We start from the raw sequence: 16117 nt of genomic DNA, 5'->3' as shown, positions 1-16117 counted from the left end.
GCCTCGCGCCAACCGAGGAAGAGCAGCATGATGACCACCACCGAGACAATGGCGATGGCCAGATGCTCGATCAGCAGGTTGACGGCGGCATCGGCGCGCCGGCCGGAGTCGCGGGTGATGGTCACCGTGACATCGTCCGGGATCAGATCCCCCTTGAGCTGCTCCAGCTTGTCGGCGATCGCCCGGGTGACCACCACGGCGTTGGTCCCCTTCTTCTTGGCCAGGGCGATCGAGACCGCCGGCAGCTCCGGCTCACCGCCGGTCGCCTTGCGGTGCGCGCCGGCGCCGAAGCCGATGCGATGCAGTGCGGTCACCTCCGCCGCGCCGTCGCGAATGGTGGCGACATCACGCAGATAGATCGGCTGGCCGTCGGCCGTGCCGATGATCAGCCGCCCGATCTGTTCGGCATCCTTGAGATAGCCGTCGAGCCAGACCCGATCCTCGCGGTTGTCGCCGACCAGCGTCCCCACCTGCCCGCCGCTGTTGGCCGCCGCCAGCACGCGATGGACCTGATCGAGCGGGATGTGCCAGGCGGCCAGCCGGGCCGGATCGAGGGTGATGCGCACCTCGTGGTCGCGCCCGCCGATGATGTCGGCCACCGACACGCCGGGCAGCGGTGCGAGCTGGTCGCGCACCCGCTCGGCCAGCCGCTTGAGCATCAGCCCGTCCATCGCATCGGAAGCGAGCGTGATCACCGACACCGGCACGTCGTCGACATCGAGCGGCTTGACCAGCGGCTGCGAGGCGCCGGGCGGGATGCGGTCGAGGTTGTGCATGATGCGGTCGTAGAGCTTGACCAGGCTGCGCTCCTTGTCCTGCCCAACCTTGAAGGTGACGGTGACCACGGCCAGCGAGTCGAGCGCCATGCCGAAGGTGTGGTCGACGCCGGTGATCTCGCGCATCACCCGCTCCAGCGGTCGCACGACGAGGTTCTGCACCTCCTCGGGCGAGGCCCCCTCCATGCGGACGAAGACATTGGCCGCCGGCACATCGATGCTCGGGTTCTCCTCACGCGGGGTGACAAAGAGCGCCACCACGCCGATCAGCAGCACCAGCAGGCTGATGATCGGCGGCAGGCTGCCCCGGATCGTCGCCGCGCCCAGCCGGCCGGCGATGTTCAGTCGCAGCTGATCCATGTGCTAGAGGGCGGCGCCGCTGTGCATCGCATCGGAGGGGGTGCGCACCACCCGGTCGCCCCGATGGAGGCCGGCGGCGATCTCGACCATCCCGCCGTCGAGCATGCGGCCGGGGCGGACCAGCCGCCAGTGGAGCCGTTTGTGGCCGTCGACCAGATAGACCCCGGTCAGCCCGTGGCGGCGGAGCAGCGCAGTCGCCGGCAGGGCCAGCACCCGGCGCGATCCGGTGGTGAAGGCGACCTCGGCCAGCGAGCCGGGCAGCACCCCGCTGTTCGCCGGCAGCGTCAGCTTGACCAGGAACTGGTGGCTGCGCGCCTCGGCGGCGCTGACCACCCGCCGCACCACGGCGGTGAAGGGGTGGGGGAAACCGCGCACCTCCACCCGGGCCCGGTCGCCGACATGGATCCGCGGCACGAACTGCTCGGAGACCCGGGTGTCGACGGTCATGTTGCCGGTGTTCTCGATCATCAACACCGGCGCCCCCGGGCTGGCCAGGTCGCCGTTGTGCTTGAGTTTTTTGACCACCACGCCGTCGAGCGGCGACCTGACCACGGCGTAGTTGAGCTGGTTGCGCGCCTGCTTGACCCGGGAGCTGGCCACATCGAAGCGCAGCTTGACCTGATCGAACTGCTGACGGCTGATCGCGCCGCTCTTCAACAGCGTGCGGAACCGCTTGAGGTCGGCCCGGGCGTTGGCCAGGTTGGCCTCGGCCTGCGCCAGTTGCTGCCGCACATCGACCGGATCGATGCGGAAGAGCAGCGCACCCTGCCGGATGCGATCCCCCTCATGCACGGTGAGGTCGTGGATGTAGCCGGAGAGGCGCGAGCCGACCGCCACACGATGCTCGGAGATCACGCTGCCGCTGGTCACATAGTGGATCGGGGTCTCCACCTGCCGCACCGCCACCAGATCGACCGCCCAGGCGGCCCGGACACCGAGCAGCACCACCACGATCGCCGGGAAGAGCCTGTTCATCGCACCACCTCCGGAGTCAACATGCCCGCGCTGCGGTAGAGCGCCGCCATCGCCGAGAGCACCCCGTAGCGGGCGCGGATCACCGCCACGTCGGCACGGTCCTTCGCCGCCTGGCTGCGCAGCAGCTCGCTGCTCGTCTCCAGCCCCTGTTGATGGCGCAGGCTGCGGATGCGCAACGCCTCCCTGCGCTGGGCGCGCTGCTGGCGGGCGCTGGCCAGCTGCAGCTTCGCCTCCTGCCAGCGCCGCCAGGCGCTGCGCACCTGCTCGGCGATCGCGTCGTGCAGGCCGCGGATGCGGGCGTCGAGCGCGGCGATGCGGGCGTCGAGCGCGGCGATGCGGGCGCGATCGCTGCCGCCGTGGAACAGGTTGAGCGAGACGGTGGCGCCAATCGCGCTGTTGCGGTTGCGCAGCCCGAAGCTGCCGCTGTTCCACGACTGGACGGCCACGGCATCCACGCTGGGCAGAAACGCGGCACGCTCCATGGAGCGCTGCGCGACCAGGCCGGCGCGCTCCGCCTGCAACAGCCGCAGCCGGGGATGGCGATGCAGCGCCTGCTCCACCCACCGCTCCACTCCGCCCTCGACCGGACGCAGCCCCGGCTCGCCCGCCGGCTCCAGCCCGGCACGACCGGTCAGCCGGCGCAACAGATCGACGGCGTCGTCCCGCCGGTGCCGGCTGCGGGTCAGCTCCAGCCTGCTCTGCAGCAGATGGCTTTGGGCATCCATCACGTCGCTCTCCAGCGCCATCCCCTGCCGCCGCATCTGCTCGATGTCGTGCAGCCTGCGGTCGGCCGCCTTGACCGCCTGCCGACGGGCGGCCACCTCGGCGGCGCTGGCGCGCGCCTGAATGAAGGCGGCGATCACCTCGGCGACCACCTGCTGCCGGCGCAGGGCGCGCCCGGCATCGGCCTGCGCGATCCCCGCATCCGCCCGGCGGGAGGCGGCGATCAGTGCGCCGCCGTGGTAGATCGGCACCGCAAGCCGCGCCTCCGCATGGTAGTTGGTGATGTAGCCCGGGTCGTTGAGCCGGGCGGGGGCGAAATCGGCGGCGGTGACGGCGCGCTGCTGCAACAGCGCCCCGAAGGCGTCCATCGGAGCGTCGCTGCGCCGCGCGCCGGCGGTGAGATCGAGCCGTGGCAGGCGGGCGCCGAAGGCGGCGTCGCGCCCGGCCCGGGCGGCATCGACCTGCGCCTCGGCGGCCTCGATCCGGGCGTTGTGCTGCATGGCCAAGGCCACCGCATCCCGCAACGACACCTCCTGCGCCGCCAGCGGCACCGTGGCAAGGAACATCGAGAGATTCGACACCGACAACACGATGCGGCGCCACACCCCCCTGCCGGCCACGGGCCTGTTGGCGGTATGGCCGCTCATCGCCGCTCATCCCCGCTGCACAGCTCCGGGCAGTAGATCCGCTTGAGCACCAGCACCAGATCTCGCCACTCCGGATTGGCGATCCGATAGAAGACCTGCTGGCCCCGCTTCTCGTTGGCCAGAATCCCCATCATGCGCATGCGGGTGAGGTGCTGCGACAGGTTGGACTGGGTCGCGCCGGTGGTCTCCATCAGCTCGTGGACGCACATCGGGCCCTCCATCAGGGCACAGAGCACGGCCAGCCGCAGCTCGTGGGCGAGCGCCCGCAACCCCTCGCTGGCCCGCTGGATCTTCTCGCGTGGAAGCTCGTTCATGGGGCGAACTCTATCAGCAAATCATAATATGTCAACATTACCATATGCTCACCGGCCCGCCCCCCACCATGACGCCAGGGGGGGTTGAATCGCCATGGCGCCGTCCCCATATAGGGCGGCGTCGCCCGGGAGTGGTTGAACGGGCATGAAAAGCACAATGAGCGATAGAGGAGCAAGACAACGATGACAATCAAAGTTCGTCCTTTACATGACCGTGTGATCGTTCGTCGGTTGGACGAGGAGGAGAAGTCCGCCGGCGGCATCATCATCCCGGACTCGGCCAAGGAGAAGCCCATCGAGGGCGAGGTGATCGCGGCCGGCAACGGCAAGATCCTGGAGAACGGCGAGGTCCGTCCGCTGGCGGTGAAGAAGGGTGACCGGGTCATCTTCTCCAAGTACGCCGGCACTGAGATCAAGCTCGACGGCGAGGAGTTTCTGATGATGCGCGAGGACGACATCCTCGGCGTGATCGAATCCTGATCGTCACCAAACGAAAGAAAGACTGATATTACAAGGAGTTCAATGACAATGGCTGCGAAAGAGATCCGTTTTTCCGAAGATGCCCGTGCCCGGATGATGCGCGGGGTCAACACCCTGGCCGACGCCGTCAAGGTGACCCTGGGCCCCAAGGGGCGCAACGTGGTGCTGGAGAAGTCCTGGGGTGCGCCGAACGTGACCAAGGACGGCGTCTCCGTCGCCAAGGAGATCGAACTTGAGGACAAGCTCGAGAACATGGGCGCCCAGATGGTGAAGGAGGTCGCCTCCAAGACCGCCGACGTCGCCGGTGACGGCACCACCACCGCCACCGTGCTGGCCCAGGCCATCGCCCGCGAGGGGATCAAGGCGGTCGCCGCCGGCATGAATCCGATGGACCTCAAGCGCGGTGCCGACAAGGCGGTGGACGCCATCGTCGCCGAGCTGGAGAAGCTCTCCAAGTCGGTCAAGAACCAGGAGGAGATCGCCCAGGTCGGCGCCATCTCCGCCAACGGCGACACCGAGATCGGCAAGATCATCGCCGATGCGATGGAGAAGGTCGGCAAGGAGGGGGTGATCACCGTCGAGGAGGCCAAGGGGCTGGAGACCGAGCTGGAAGTGGTCGAGGGGATGCAGTTCGACCGCGGCTACCTCTCCCCCTACTTCGTCACCGACAGCGAGCGCATGGAAGCGACGCTCGAGAACCCCTACATCCTGCTCTACGAGAAGAAGATCTCGAACATGCGCGATCTGCTGCCGCTGCTCGAGTCGGTGGCCCGTTCGGGCAAGCCGCTGCTGATCATCGCCGAGGATGTCGAAGGCGAGGCGCTGGCCACGCTGGTGGTCAACAAGATGCGCGGCGTGGTCAACGTCGCCGCGGTCAAGGCGCCCGGCTTCGGCGACCGGCGCAAGGCGATGCTCGAGGATATGGCCATCCTCACCGGCGGCAAGATGATCTCCGAGGATCTCGGCATCAAGCTGGAGAACGTCTCCATCGACGATCTCGGCACCGCCGGCTCGGTCAAGATCACCAAGGACACCACCACCATCGTCGACGGCAACGGCGACAAGTCGGCCATCGAGGGACGGATCAACCAGATCCGCAAGCAGATCGAGGATACCACCTCCGACTACGACCGTGAGAAGCTGCAGGAGCGGCTGGCCAAGCTGGCCGGCGGCGTGGCGGTGATCAAGGTCGGCGCCGCCAGCGAAGTGGCGATGAAGGAGAAGAAGGATCGCGTGGAGGACGCCCTGCATGCCACCCGCGCCGCGGTCGAGGAGGGGATCGTCCCCGGCGGCGGCGTGGCGCTGATCCGGGCGCGGGCCAACGCGGCCAAGATCGACGCCGACAACCGGGACCAGGAAGTCGGTGCGCAGATCATCGCCCGGGCGGTCGAGGAGCCGTTGCGCCAGATCGTCGCCAACTGCGGTGGCGAGTCCTCCGTGGTGGTCAACAACGTGGCCGCCAACAAGGAGAACGCCTACGGCTTCAACGCCGCCACCGAGGAGTATGGCGATCTGGTCAAGATGGGCGTGATCGACCCGACCAAGGTGGTGCGCACCGCGCTGCAGAACGCGGCGTCGGTGGCCTCGCTGCTCATCACCACCGAGGCGATGGTGGCCGAGCTGCCCAAGAAGGAGGAGCCGGCGCCGGCCGCAGGCGGCGGCGACATGGGCGGGATGATGTAAGAAGCCGCAACCGCCGCGGCATGCAGTGCCACAGGGCCCGCAAGCCCCCGCTTGCGGGCCCTGTTCGTTTCTGCCCGAGGCGATGCCGTCGACGATTCCGGCTGCGCGGGCCGAAAGGACGGCTCGGGAGGCCGGCCGGGGAGGCCCCTGCGGCGCCCCCGCGGCAGGATCAGCTGCCGGCGGCAGCCGCGCGCCGCCCCCTGCGCATCACACCACCATGCCTGCACCGACGGTGTTGTTGGTGAAGGCATCGATCAGGATCAGACTGCCGGTGGCCCGGTTGTCGCGATAGCTGTCGTAGCTGGTCGGCCGCTGCAGCCGCAACCGGACCCGCCCCAGATCGTTCATCTCCATCGCCTCGGCCGGTTTCTGCTCCAGCGTATGGATGTCGGTGACGTGGATAATCTCCTCCACCCGCGCCTTCAGGGTGTTGGTGGTCTGCTTGACGATGTAGGTGGCGCGCGGCCTGAGCGGCTCGTCGCCGATCCAGCAGAGATCGATCTCCACCGTTCGCTCCCCCCTCGGCGGCGGCTGGTCGGCACGCACCAGCATGTCCCCCCGCGAGACGTCGATCTCGTCGTTCAGCGTCAGGGTGACGCTCATCGGCGCGAAGGCCCGCGCCAACGACCCGTCGAAGGTGACGATCTCCTTCACCGACGACCGCCGCCCGGAGGGGAGCGATACCACTGGATCCCCCACCGAGACGCTGCCGGAGACGATCCGCCCCATGAAGCCGCGGAAGTCGGGGTGCTCCGGCGTCTGCGGCCGGTTGACCATCTGCACCGGGAAGCGGAAGGGCTTCTGCGCGACGTCGTCGAACGCGGGCAACCGCTCCAGCGTCTCGAGCAGGGTTGCCCCCTCATACCATGCCATCGCCTCGCTGCGGCGGGCGACGTTGTCCCCCTTGAGCGCGGAGATCGGGATGCAGATCAGATCCTCCACCCCCTGCCGCCGGCAGAAGTCGCGCAGCTCGGCTGCGATGGCGTCGAAGCGCCCCTGGTCGTAATCGACCAGGTCCATCTTGTTGATCGCGGCGATGAGATGGCGCACCCGCAGCAGCGCGAGGATGTGGGCGTGGCGCCGTGTCTGCGGCATCACCCCGTTGCGCGCGTCGATCAGAATGATCGCCGCGGTGGCGGTGGATGCACCGGTGACCATGTTGCGCGTGTACTGCTCGTGGCCGGGACAATCGGCCATGATGAACTTGCGCCGGGCGGTGGCGAAGTAGCGGTAGGCGACATCGATGGTGATCCCCTGCTCCCGCTCCGCCTGCAGTCCGTCGGTCAGCATGGCCAGATCGACCTCCGCCTCGGAGGCGGGGCCGCGCTTTCGGGTCACCGCCAGCAGTTGATCCTCGAAGGCCCCCTTGGTGTCGACCAGCAGCCGGCCGATCAGGGTCGACTTGCCATCGTCGACACTACCCACCGTAACCAGCCGCAGCAGCTCGATCTCGTCGTTGAGCCTGAAGTTGAACGCTGCGCCACCCATCAGAAATACCCTTCTCTTTTCTTGTCTTCCATGGAGTTGCTTCCATGGTCGATGATGCGGGTCTCGCGCTCGCTGCGTCTTGCCGCCGCCGCCTCGACCACGATCTCGTCGATGGTGGCGGCGGTGGAGCGCACCGCCCCGGTGCAGGGGATGCAGCCGAGCGTGCGGAAGCGGCACATCACCATCTTCGGCTCCTCGCCCTCGTGCAACTGATCCTCCATCCCCTCGTAGAAGGGAATGAGCAGCGCGCCGCGTTCGACCATCGGCCGCTCCCTGGCGTAGTAGAGCGGTACGATGGGGATCCGCTCCTGCCGGATGTAGAGCCAGATATCCATCTCGGTCCAGTTGGAGAGCGGGAAAACCCGCACCGACTCGCCGTCGTGGATGCGGCCGTTGTAGAGATCCCACAACTCGGGACGCTGGTTCTTCGGATCCCACTGACCGAACTCGTCGCGGATGGAGAAGACCCGCTCCTTGGCCCGGCTGCGCTCCTCGTCACGCCGCGCACCGCCGAAGGCGGCGTCGTATCCTCCCTGCTCCAGCGCATCGAGCAGCCCTTGCGTCTTCAAGGCGCCGCAGCAGCGCGCCACCCCGTACTGCTTGGGATTCATCCCCCGGGCGATCGCCTCCTCGTTGCGGTGGACGATCAGCTCCGCCCCCACCTCGCGTGCGAACCGGTCACGAAACGCATACATCTCCGGAAACTTGTAACCGGTGTCGACATGCAGCAGCGGAAAGGGAAGCGGCGCCGGATAGAAGGCCTTGCGCGCCAGATGGAGCATCACGCTGGAGTCCTTGCCGATGGAGTAGAGCATCACCGGATTGCGGAACTCGGCCGCCACCTCGCGGATGATGTGGATCGACTCCGCTTCCAGCGTCTGCAGCTGGGTCAGCCGCTCCACACGGCAGCGTTCACGCACCGGATCGTTCATCGTCATCCTCCTCCGCCCATTCCGCGCCGCGCCCCTTGCGGATCTCCGAGACATGAAGCCCGCACTCGGCCACCGCCTCGTCGCGCTCCCACCACCAGCGGCCGGAGCGGGGATCCTCGCCCACGGTCACCGCACGGGTGCAGGGGGCGCAGCCGATCGAGGGATAGAAGCGGTCGTGCAGCGGGTTGTAGGGCAGATCGTTGGTACGGATATGGGCCCACACCTGCTCTGAGGTCCAGTCGATCAGCGGGTTGTATTTGCGCAGCCCGAAGCGCGCATCCTCCTCGACCGCCTCCATGACGGCGCGCTGATCCGACTGCTCGCGCCGCACGCCGGTGACCCAGGCGGCCATCCCCTCCAGCGCCCGCCGCAGCGGAGCGAGCTTGCGCACCGCACAGCAGCGCTTGCGCGCCTCCACCGAGCGGTAGAAGCCATCCACCCCCTGCTGCGCCACCATCGCCTCCACCTCGGTGGCATCGGGGAAGAGCACCCGGATCGGCAGACCGAAGAAGTCGCGACAGCGGTCGATCAAAGCGTAGGTCTCGGGAAAGAGCCGGCCGGTATCGAGCGTGAAGATGGAGATACGCGGCGCATGGCGGCGGATCAGATCGAGCAGGACGATATCCTCGGCACCGAAGCTGCAGGCGAAGGTGATGCGCGGGGCAAACTCCTCCTCCGCGCGCCGCAGCAGCGCCACGGTCGCCTCGAGATGGCCGGAATCCGTACTGCTCATCGAGGATCAAGTCGCAAAAAGTCCCTCCATGGACATGTCACTTAGCGGCGATCGAGGCGCACAATCCATCCGCAGCCGCGATGCCGACCCGGCAGGACCGGCATCAATCCCATCCCGTCCGTTGCCGGTAGATCAAGGAAAACTTCCCGCCCTGACGGGCGATCAGCTGCTCCTCCTGCCAGCGAACGCTACCGAAACGGGCCAGGCTACGCACCAGAAAGGCGTCGCTGGCCACCGTCAGCCGGGCGGGATCGACCCCCTTGCCGTCGGGAGCGTCGACCAGCGGTGCTGTGTCGGAGAAGGGCTGCTCCTCCCGATCGGCCACCACCCGCTCCGCCGCCGCGAGGCTCATGGCAGGGAACAGCGCCGCCAGCACCTCCGCCGGCGCGGTGTTGATGTTGACCGGCGTCTTGCCGCCGCCGGGCGGGGGCCGGACGATGACGAACGGACGCAACTTCGCCACCACCTTCCGGTCGAAGCCGGCCACCAGCAACAGCTCCTCCAGCCGGTCCAGGCGCGCATTCTTGATCCGGTAGGGACGGTCGATGTAGCCGTCCTCCTCCACTCCGCCGACGCCGAACGGCCTGGAGTCCTTGTCCATCCAGTCGACCAGCGCATCGACCAACCCGCCATCGAGCTCCAGCTCCGCGAAGAGCCGGCGGGCGATGGCCACCGCATCGGGACGCGCCTTCCCCTGATCGTCGACCAGATCGTTGAGGTTGAAGAAGCGGTTGGCATCGCGGATCGCCCCGGAGATCGTACCGCCATCGACCGGGAAGGGAGGGGTGGTCGCCGCCCAATCCTCGGTCAGATCGTCGCGCTTGCTCTCTTTGGCATCCCGGGCCAGCACCAGCCTGGCCAGCGCCACCCCCGACTCCGCCGCCAGCATGGCCCGCACCGAGTCGGTACGCTGCTCCACCCTCCTGAGATCGATCAGATCCTCGTAGGCGGCGGTGGCGGCCCAGCCGGCGATCAACGCCACCATGGCCAGCACCAGGATCAACGCCACGCCGCGCTCCCCCCCTTCGCCCTCCGCGCGGCGAAGGGGGACGTCAGTCGTCCGCCGCCTCGGGATGGTAGCTCCGGGCGGTGAGATGGCCGCACAGCGTCGCGATCCAGTCACGGAAACGGCGGCGGTCGACCACCGCATCGATCAGGCCGTGCTCCAGCAGGAACTCCGCCCGCTGGAACCCCTCGGGCAGCTCCTGTTTCACCGTCTCACGGATCACCCGCGGCCCGGCGAAGCCGATCAGCGCGCCGGGCTCGGCGGCGATCACATCCCCCAGCCAGGCGATCGAGGCGGAGACGCCGCCCATGGTCGGATCGGCCAGCAGACAGACGAAGGGCAACCCGGCCTCGTGCAGCCGGTGGACCGCCGCCGAGCACTTGGCCATCTGCATCAGCGAAAACATCCCCTCCTGCATGCGCGCCCCACCGGATGCGGTGACCAGCAGGTAGGGGACGCCGTCGGCCACCGCCCGCTCCATCGCACGCACCAGTTTCTCGCCGACCACCGATCCCATGCTGCCGCCCATGAAGCCGAACTCGAAGATCGAGGCCACGATGGGGTGGCCTTGGACGGTGCCGGTGAAGTTGCGCACCGCATCGCCCTCGCCCGCCTTCTTCGCCGCCTCCTTCAGCCGGTCGCGGTAGCGTTTCTTGTCACGGAACCCCAGCGGATCGCACGAGCGCAGCCCCGTATCGAACTCCTGCCACGAATCGGGATCGAACAGCGCGGCCACCCGCCCGTCGACATCGAGCCGCTGATGGTGGCCGCAACGGGAGCAGACCATCTGCGAGCGGATCAGCTCCTTGGAGTAGATCGCCTCGGAACAGTTGGGGCACTTGCGCCACACCCCCTCGGGCACGTCGGTCTTGCGTGACGAAGAGAGGAGCGAACCGGGGCGCTCGATCAGCCGGGTAAGCCAGTTCACAGGATCAGCTCGTCGATCTGGGTCAACATGCGCGACAGCGGCAGCGCCTCGTTGCCGATCTCATCGGTCATCAGGTTCAACTCCTCCGGCTTCATGTGAAAGAGGTAGATCGGGACCGTGCCCAACCCGTGGAATTTCTCCCGCAGCTCACAGCCGACCATCCGCGGCGTCATGTGGCCGCTCAGATCGGCGAGAAACTTCTGGCTGTTGGGGAAGGAGCAGTCGATGATCACCCCCTGCAGACCGGGCTGCGCGTTGGCGATCTCCCACATCCGCCCGGTGGGGCCGGTGTCGGCGGAGTAGAGGAACTGCACCCCCTCCTCGTCGACCAGGAAGGCGGTGCAGGGCACCGGGTGGTTGACCCGGATCGGGGTGATGCGCACCCCCTCCACCTCCACCGGCTCCTCGTCGCGAAACGGGCGCAGCTCCAGGATCGGATCCTCCGGCGACGGGATGGTGGTGAAATCGGGCCAGATGATGTTGTTGAGGAAGTGCTTGCGCAGGTACTCCAGGTTCTCCGGCAACGCATGAACGACCATCTTGCGATTGTCGCGTGCGCCCCCGATCCGCTTGAGCGAACGGTTGTCGGCCAGAAAGGCGATGTCCTTGATGTGGTCGAGATGGACGTGGGAGATGAAGATGTGGCGGATGCGGTGCTGCTCCTCCAGCGTGAGCGACTCGGTCGGCGCCCCGGCGTCGAGCAGGATGGCGTCGTTGAGCAGAAACGAGGAGAGGTGGAAGCCGAGCAGCTGTCCGCCGTAGCAGCCGAGCACACGGATCCGCATGGCCTAGCCCCGCCGCGCCATCGCCCGACGCAACGCCGCCGCCTCACGGCGCAGGCACGCCACGGCCTGCTCCGGAGCATCGAGATGGTCCGCAACCAGCCCGACGAAACGACTGCCCACCACCACGCCGTCTGCCACCTGCGCCAACGCCGCCGCCTGTTGCGGGGTCTTGACGCCGAAACCGACGCAGACCGGCAGCGCGCAGGCCTGCGAGATCTGCTCCACCCGCCGGGCGACCTGGTCCACATCGCCCATCTCGGCACCGGTGATGCCGGTGAGCGACACATAGTAGACAAAGCCGCCGCCCCGCTCGGCCACCAGCCGCAGCCGCGCCTCCGGCGAGGTCGGCGTCAGCAGCAGGATCCGCTTCAATCCGTGATTGCGCAACGCTTCGTCGCACAATCCCCCCTCCTCCGGCGGGATGTCGACCAGCAGCACACCGTCGACACCGGCGGCGGCGGCCCGCTCGGTGAACCGCTCCATCCCCATGGCCAGCGCGCTGTTGCCATAGCCCATCAGCACCACCGGCAGATCGGGACGGGCAAGCCGCACCCGCGCCACCAGCCGGAAGAGGTCGGCCATGCGTGTACCGGCGGCCAGCGCCCGCTCCGACGCCGCCTGGATCACCGGTCCGTCGGCCATCGGATCGGAGAAGGGGATGCCCACCTCCAGCAGATCGACCTCCTCCGCCAGGGCCGACAACAGCGTCAACGATACCTCCGGATCGGGATCGCCGGCGGTCAGGTAGCCGACCAGAGCCGCGCGCCGCTCGGCGCGACAGGCGGCGAAACAGGCGGCGATACGGTCAGTCATGATCGAATCGCAAAAAGTCCGTCCGTGGACTTTTTGCTTGACGGGAATCGAAGAGCGCGGCCGTCGATTCCCTTGCAAATCCATCGCTTGCTTACGCAAGCTCTTGATTTGCGCGGCCGTCCCGGCCGCGGATGCCGACTTCTTGCGAAGTCGTCAGTCATCATCGCCGTCCGAGGCGCGATTGCCGCCCTCATACGCTTCCATCAGCCCGCCCTCATCGGCCGCGTCGCAACGCATGACACGCTCCATGTCCTTGTCCCCGCGGCCGGAGAGGTTGACCAACACGATGCGCTCCGGCGCCATCTCCGCGGCGATGCGCATCGCCGCGGCCAGCGCATGGCTCGACTCCAGCGCCGGGATGATCCCCTCACAGCGGGCAAGCCGATGGAAGGCGGCCAGCGCCTCCCCATCGTCGGCCAGCTCCAGCTCCAGCCGCCCCGTGCGGTGGAGAAAGGCCAGCTCCGGCCCGACGCCGGGGTAGTCGAGCCCGGCGGAGATCGAGTGGGTGGCGGCGATCTGCCCCTCCTCATCCTCCAGCAGACAGGTGAGGTTACCGTGCAGGATCCCCGGACGGCCGGCGGCGAGCGACGCTGCGTGGCGCCCGCTCTCCAGACCATGGCCGGCCGCCTCCACCGCCACCAGTCGGACATCGTCGTCGCGCAGCGGATGGAACAGCCCCATGGCGTTGGAGCCGCCGCCGACGCAGGCCACCGCCACGTCGGGCAATCTTCCCGCCTGCCGCACCATCTGTTCCCGCGCTTCCTCCCCGATCACCGCGTGGAACTGGCGCACCATCAGCGGATAGGGATGGGGGCCGGCCACCGTACCGATGATGTAGAAGGTGTCGCGACAGCTGGCCACCCAGTCGCGCAATGCCTCGTTGAGCGCATCCTTGAGGGTGGCGCTGCCGGAGTCGACCGGCACCACCTCCGCACCGAGCAGCTTCATGCGATAGACATTCGGAGCCTGGCGTACGGTATCCTCGCGCCCCATGTAGACCACGCACGCAAGGCCGAACATCGCCGCCACCGTCGCCGTCGCCACCCCGTGTTGACCTGCGCCGGTCTCGGCGATCACCCGCGGCTTCCCCATGCGGCGGGCCAGCAGCCCCTGACCGATGGTGTTGTTGATCTTGTGGGCGCCGGTGTGGGTCAGGTCCTCGCGCTTGAGCCAGATCTGCGCCCCACCCACCTCCTCGGAGAGGCGGCGCGCGTGATAGAGCGGGGTCGGCCGGCCGACGTAGTGCGCCAGCAACCCGCGCAGCTCCGCATGGAAGGCGGGGTCGTTCCAGGCGGTGAAGAAGGCCTCCTCCAGCTCGGCCAGCGGCTGCATCAGGGTCTCGGCGGCGAACCGCCCGCCGAAATCGCCGAAACGCCCCTGCGCATCGGGCATGTGGCGAATCGGCGGCACCCGGTCGCCCGTCACTGCTGTTCCGCCTGCTGCACGGCGCGGACCAGCGCGCGCATCTTCTCCGCATCCTTGATCCCCGGCGCCCGCTCGACGCCGGAGGAGACATCGATGGCGAACCAGTCGCGCAGGGCGAGCGCCTGCGCCACATTGTCGGCATCCAGACCGCCGGCGAGCATCAGCGGATAGTCGTGCCGCAGATCCCCGATCAACGACCAGTCGAAGCGACTACCGGTACCGCCGTATACCCCATCCGGCGCCGGCGCGTCGAGCAGCACGGAGCAGCGATAGTGGGAGATGCGGGCCAGATCGGCGGACGAGCGCACGGAGATCGCCTTGACCACCCGGCGCCGCTGCAGGGCGCAGAACTCCGGCGTCTCGTCGCCGTGGAGCTGGATCACCCCCAGCGGACAGTGGCGCAACACCTCGGCGATCCACTCCTGCCCGGGATTGACGAAGAGACCGACGGCGGAGACGAAGGGAGGCAGCCGGCGCACGATCGCCGCCGCCTTCTCCGGATCGATGTAGCGTGGGGAGCGGTCGTAGAAGACGAAGCCCACCGCATCCACCCCCAGCATGGAAGCGGCCAGCGCGTCCTCCAACCGGGTGATGCCGCAGATCTTGATCCGGGTGCGGTGGCGGGCCATGGCGCGATGCTAGGAAGGGCCCTCGCTAACCGCCACCCCGCGTCGGACCGACCTTGATGGTCACCCGTGTGGAGAGGGCATCCTCACGGATGTTGATGACACACGACCGATTGGCCTTGAGGAAGTTGAGCATGTAGCGGTTCCCCTCACTGAAGGCGTTGAGGAACTGCCACTGCTGCCTGGGCATCTCGGTACGGAAGAAACGGGCGATGCTCGCCCCGGTGTAGTAGCCGCTCAGCGTCACCACCCCCATGGTCACCCCCGGCGCCTCGTAGACGAAGCTGAGCTCGTCGTCGCGCTTGAGCTCCACCGGCACCGGCACGTCCCCGAACTCGGTCAACATGCGGCTGGCGGTACGCTCCAGCACCTTGCCTCCCTGCTTGCCCTGTACCATGCCGCGCTTCTCCTTGCCCGCATCCGGCTTGGCCAGGAACGAACAACCGCCAAGCGCCAGCGCCGCCGCCAGGGCCATCCACGACCACCTGCGCATACCACGCCTCCTCGGTGAGTGAACTGATCTCATCGGCGAGCACGAAGAGCGCGCCTCCCCGCCCGGCGCTTCGGTCGCCTGCATGCGAAACCGCCCGGGGGCGGAATGCGCAGGCTGTGGCCTTGCCGCTCCCGAGGCAAGCGGGAGACCGCCGCCCCATCCCGACCGAAGGCGGGGCGGAAACCCGCTCATCCCCCCTCTCCGCCCCCCGGTCGGAAGAAGCCATCGGCGATCGCCTGCACCTCGTCCATCGCCTGCTGGGCGGTGGCGATCGCCTCCTCCAACGGCGTCCCCTCGGCGATGAAGCAGGGCGCACCGTAGACGATCACCCCGCGGCTGAAGGGCTTGGGGATGTAGAAGCGGTCCCAGGAGTCGACCCGCCAGTGGCGATCGCTGGCGTAGCAGGCGGCGCGCAACGGAATCCCCGCCTTCATGGCCAGCTGCACCGTCCCGGGCTGTACCACCTCGCGTGGGCCTCTGGGGCCGTCGGGGGTGATGCCGACATCCCCGCCCGCCCGCGCGATGCGGATCATGCGCAGCAGCGCCCGTGCCCCGCCACGGGTGGTGGAGCCGCGCACGGTGCGGATGCCGAGCAGATGCATGGTGTCGGCGATGTAGGCGCCGTCGCGATGCTCCGAGATCAACATCTCGCCGCGCCAGCCGCGGAAGGCATACGGCATCATCAACATCCGTCCGTGCCAGAAGCAGAGCAGCGCCGGCGGCCCCTCCCCGGTGCCGAACGGCTCGCCCACCACCTGCCAGCGGATGGTGCGGGAGAGCAGCAGAATGACCATCCGGATCAGCCGCGGCACCAGCCAGTGGAGCAGCCGCGCCCGCACGGGAAGCGCACGCGCCGCCGACTCAGCCATGTTCAGACCGCAAAAAGTCCGTCCATGGACTTTTTGGCTTCACGGCGATCGAAGAGCGCGG

General features: G+C 68.1%; 17 protein-coding genes. 2 read left to right on the top strand and 15 right to left on the bottom strand.

The genetic code is table 11. The features are described 5' to 3' along the window. The 4 genes from D6682_07720 to D6682_07705 form a co-directional block, all read right to left on the bottom strand. On the bottom strand, window positions 1-1136 hold a 1136-nt coding region (locus tag D6682_07720), incomplete at its 3' end, for an efflux RND transporter permease subunit (protein RMH50163.1). Window positions 1137-1139: 3 nt separating this feature from the next. After that, window positions 1140-2111, bottom strand: coding sequence for an efflux RND transporter periplasmic adaptor subunit (locus D6682_07715; protein ID RMH50162.1), 972 nt, complete (start codon window positions 2109-2111; stop codon window positions 1140-1142). Beyond that, window positions 2108-3481, bottom strand: coding sequence for a TolC family protein (locus D6682_07710; GenBank protein ID RMH50161.1), 1374 nt, complete (start codon window positions 3479-3481; stop codon window positions 2108-2110). The genes D6682_07715 and D6682_07710 overlap by 4 nt, the downstream gene beginning before the upstream one ends. After that, on the bottom strand, window positions 3478-3795 hold the full coding sequence (locus D6682_07705; GenBank protein ID RMH50160.1) for an ArsR family transcriptional regulator: 318 nt from the start codon (window positions 3793-3795) through the stop codon (window positions 3478-3480). Before D6682_07705 ends, D6682_07710 begins: the two co-directional genes overlap by 4 nt. Window positions 3796-3978: 183 nt before the next feature. Here D6682_07705 and D6682_07700 point away from each other — a divergent pair, with 183 nt between their 5' ends. Both D6682_07700 and groL read left to right on the top strand, forming a co-directional pair. Further along, on the top strand, window positions 3979-4275 hold the full coding sequence (locus D6682_07700; protein ID RMH50159.1) for a co-chaperone GroES: 297 nt from the start codon (window positions 3979-3981) through the stop codon (window positions 4273-4275). Between the two features lie 48 nt (window positions 4276-4323). Then, window positions 4324-5958, top strand: coding sequence for a chaperonin GroEL (groL, locus tag D6682_07695; GenBank protein RMH50158.1), 1635 nt, complete (start codon window positions 4324-4326; stop codon window positions 5956-5958). Between the two features lie 207 nt (window positions 5959-6165). Here the strand turns inward: groL and D6682_07690 are convergent, their stop codons facing one another. The 11 genes from D6682_07690 to D6682_07640 all read right to left on the bottom strand — a co-directional run bounded on the left by D6682_07690 (window position 6166) and on the right by D6682_07640 (window position 16026). After that, window positions 6166-7446 carry a sulfate adenylyltransferase gene (locus tag D6682_07690; protein RMH50157.1) on the bottom strand — a complete coding sequence of 427 codons (1281 nt, stop codon included), beginning with the start codon at window positions 7444-7446 and terminating at the stop codon, window positions 6166-6168. Beyond that, window positions 7446-8378 (bottom strand): sulfate adenylyltransferase subunit CysD, encoded by a 933-nt coding sequence (cysD, locus tag D6682_07685; GenBank protein ID RMH50156.1) that lies wholly within the window; start codon window positions 8376-8378, stop codon window positions 7446-7448. Before cysD ends, D6682_07690 begins: the two co-directional genes overlap by 1 nt. Further along, entirely contained in the window at window positions 8359-9111 is a 753-nt protein-coding gene (locus D6682_07680) for a phosphoadenylyl-sulfate reductase (GenBank protein RMH50155.1), read from the bottom strand. Before D6682_07680 ends, cysD begins: the two co-directional genes overlap by 20 nt. 103 nt (window positions 9112-9214) lie before the next feature. Then, window positions 9215-10261: a general secretion pathway protein GspK gene (locus tag D6682_07675; GenBank protein ID RMH50154.1), complete on the bottom strand. Its 1047-nt coding sequence runs from the start codon at window positions 10259-10261 to the stop codon at window positions 9215-9217. After that, on the bottom strand, window positions 10164-11045 hold the full coding sequence (locus D6682_07670) for an acetyl-CoA carboxylase carboxyltransferase subunit beta (protein RMH50153.1): 882 nt from the start codon (window positions 11043-11045) through the stop codon (window positions 10164-10166). Before D6682_07670 ends, D6682_07675 begins: the two co-directional genes overlap by 98 nt. Continuing rightward, window positions 11042-11830 carry a 3',5'-cyclic-nucleotide phosphodiesterase gene (locus D6682_07665; GenBank protein RMH50152.1) on the bottom strand — a complete coding sequence of 263 codons (789 nt, stop codon included), beginning with the start codon at window positions 11828-11830 and terminating at the stop codon, window positions 11042-11044. Before D6682_07665 ends, D6682_07670 begins: the two co-directional genes overlap by 4 nt. 3 nt (window positions 11831-11833) lie before the next feature. After that, entirely contained in the window at window positions 11834-12643 is an 810-nt protein-coding gene (locus tag D6682_07660) for a tryptophan synthase subunit alpha (protein ID RMH50151.1), read from the bottom strand. A gap of 153 nt (window positions 12644-12796) precedes the next feature. Then, complete coding sequence (trpB, locus tag D6682_07655) at window positions 12797-14035, bottom strand: tryptophan synthase subunit beta (protein ID RMH50150.1); 1239 nt, start codon at window positions 14033-14035, stop codon at window positions 12797-12799. 29 nt (window positions 14036-14064) lie between these two features. Then, window positions 14065-14697, bottom strand: coding sequence for a phosphoribosylanthranilate isomerase (locus D6682_07650; protein RMH50149.1), 633 nt, complete (start codon window positions 14695-14697; stop codon window positions 14065-14067). Between the two features lie 25 nt (window positions 14698-14722). Further along, on the bottom strand, window positions 14723-15187 hold the full coding sequence (locus D6682_07645) for a hypothetical protein (protein RMH50148.1): 465 nt from the start codon (window positions 15185-15187) through the stop codon (window positions 14723-14725). 188 nt (window positions 15188-15375) lie between these two features. After that, window positions 15376-16026 carry a DUF374 domain-containing protein gene (locus D6682_07640; protein RMH50164.1) on the bottom strand — a complete coding sequence of 217 codons (651 nt, stop codon included), beginning with the start codon at window positions 16024-16026 and terminating at the stop codon, window positions 15376-15378. Between the last annotated feature and the right edge of the window lie 91 nt (window positions 16027-16117).

The organism is Zetaproteobacteria bacterium, from assembly GCA_003696765.1.
GTDB lineage: Bacteria > Pseudomonadota > Zetaproteobacteria > Mariprofundales > J009 > RFFX01.
The sequence above is the reverse complement of the archived record's forward strand: the minus strand, read 5'-3'. Positions and strand labels throughout refer to the sequence as shown.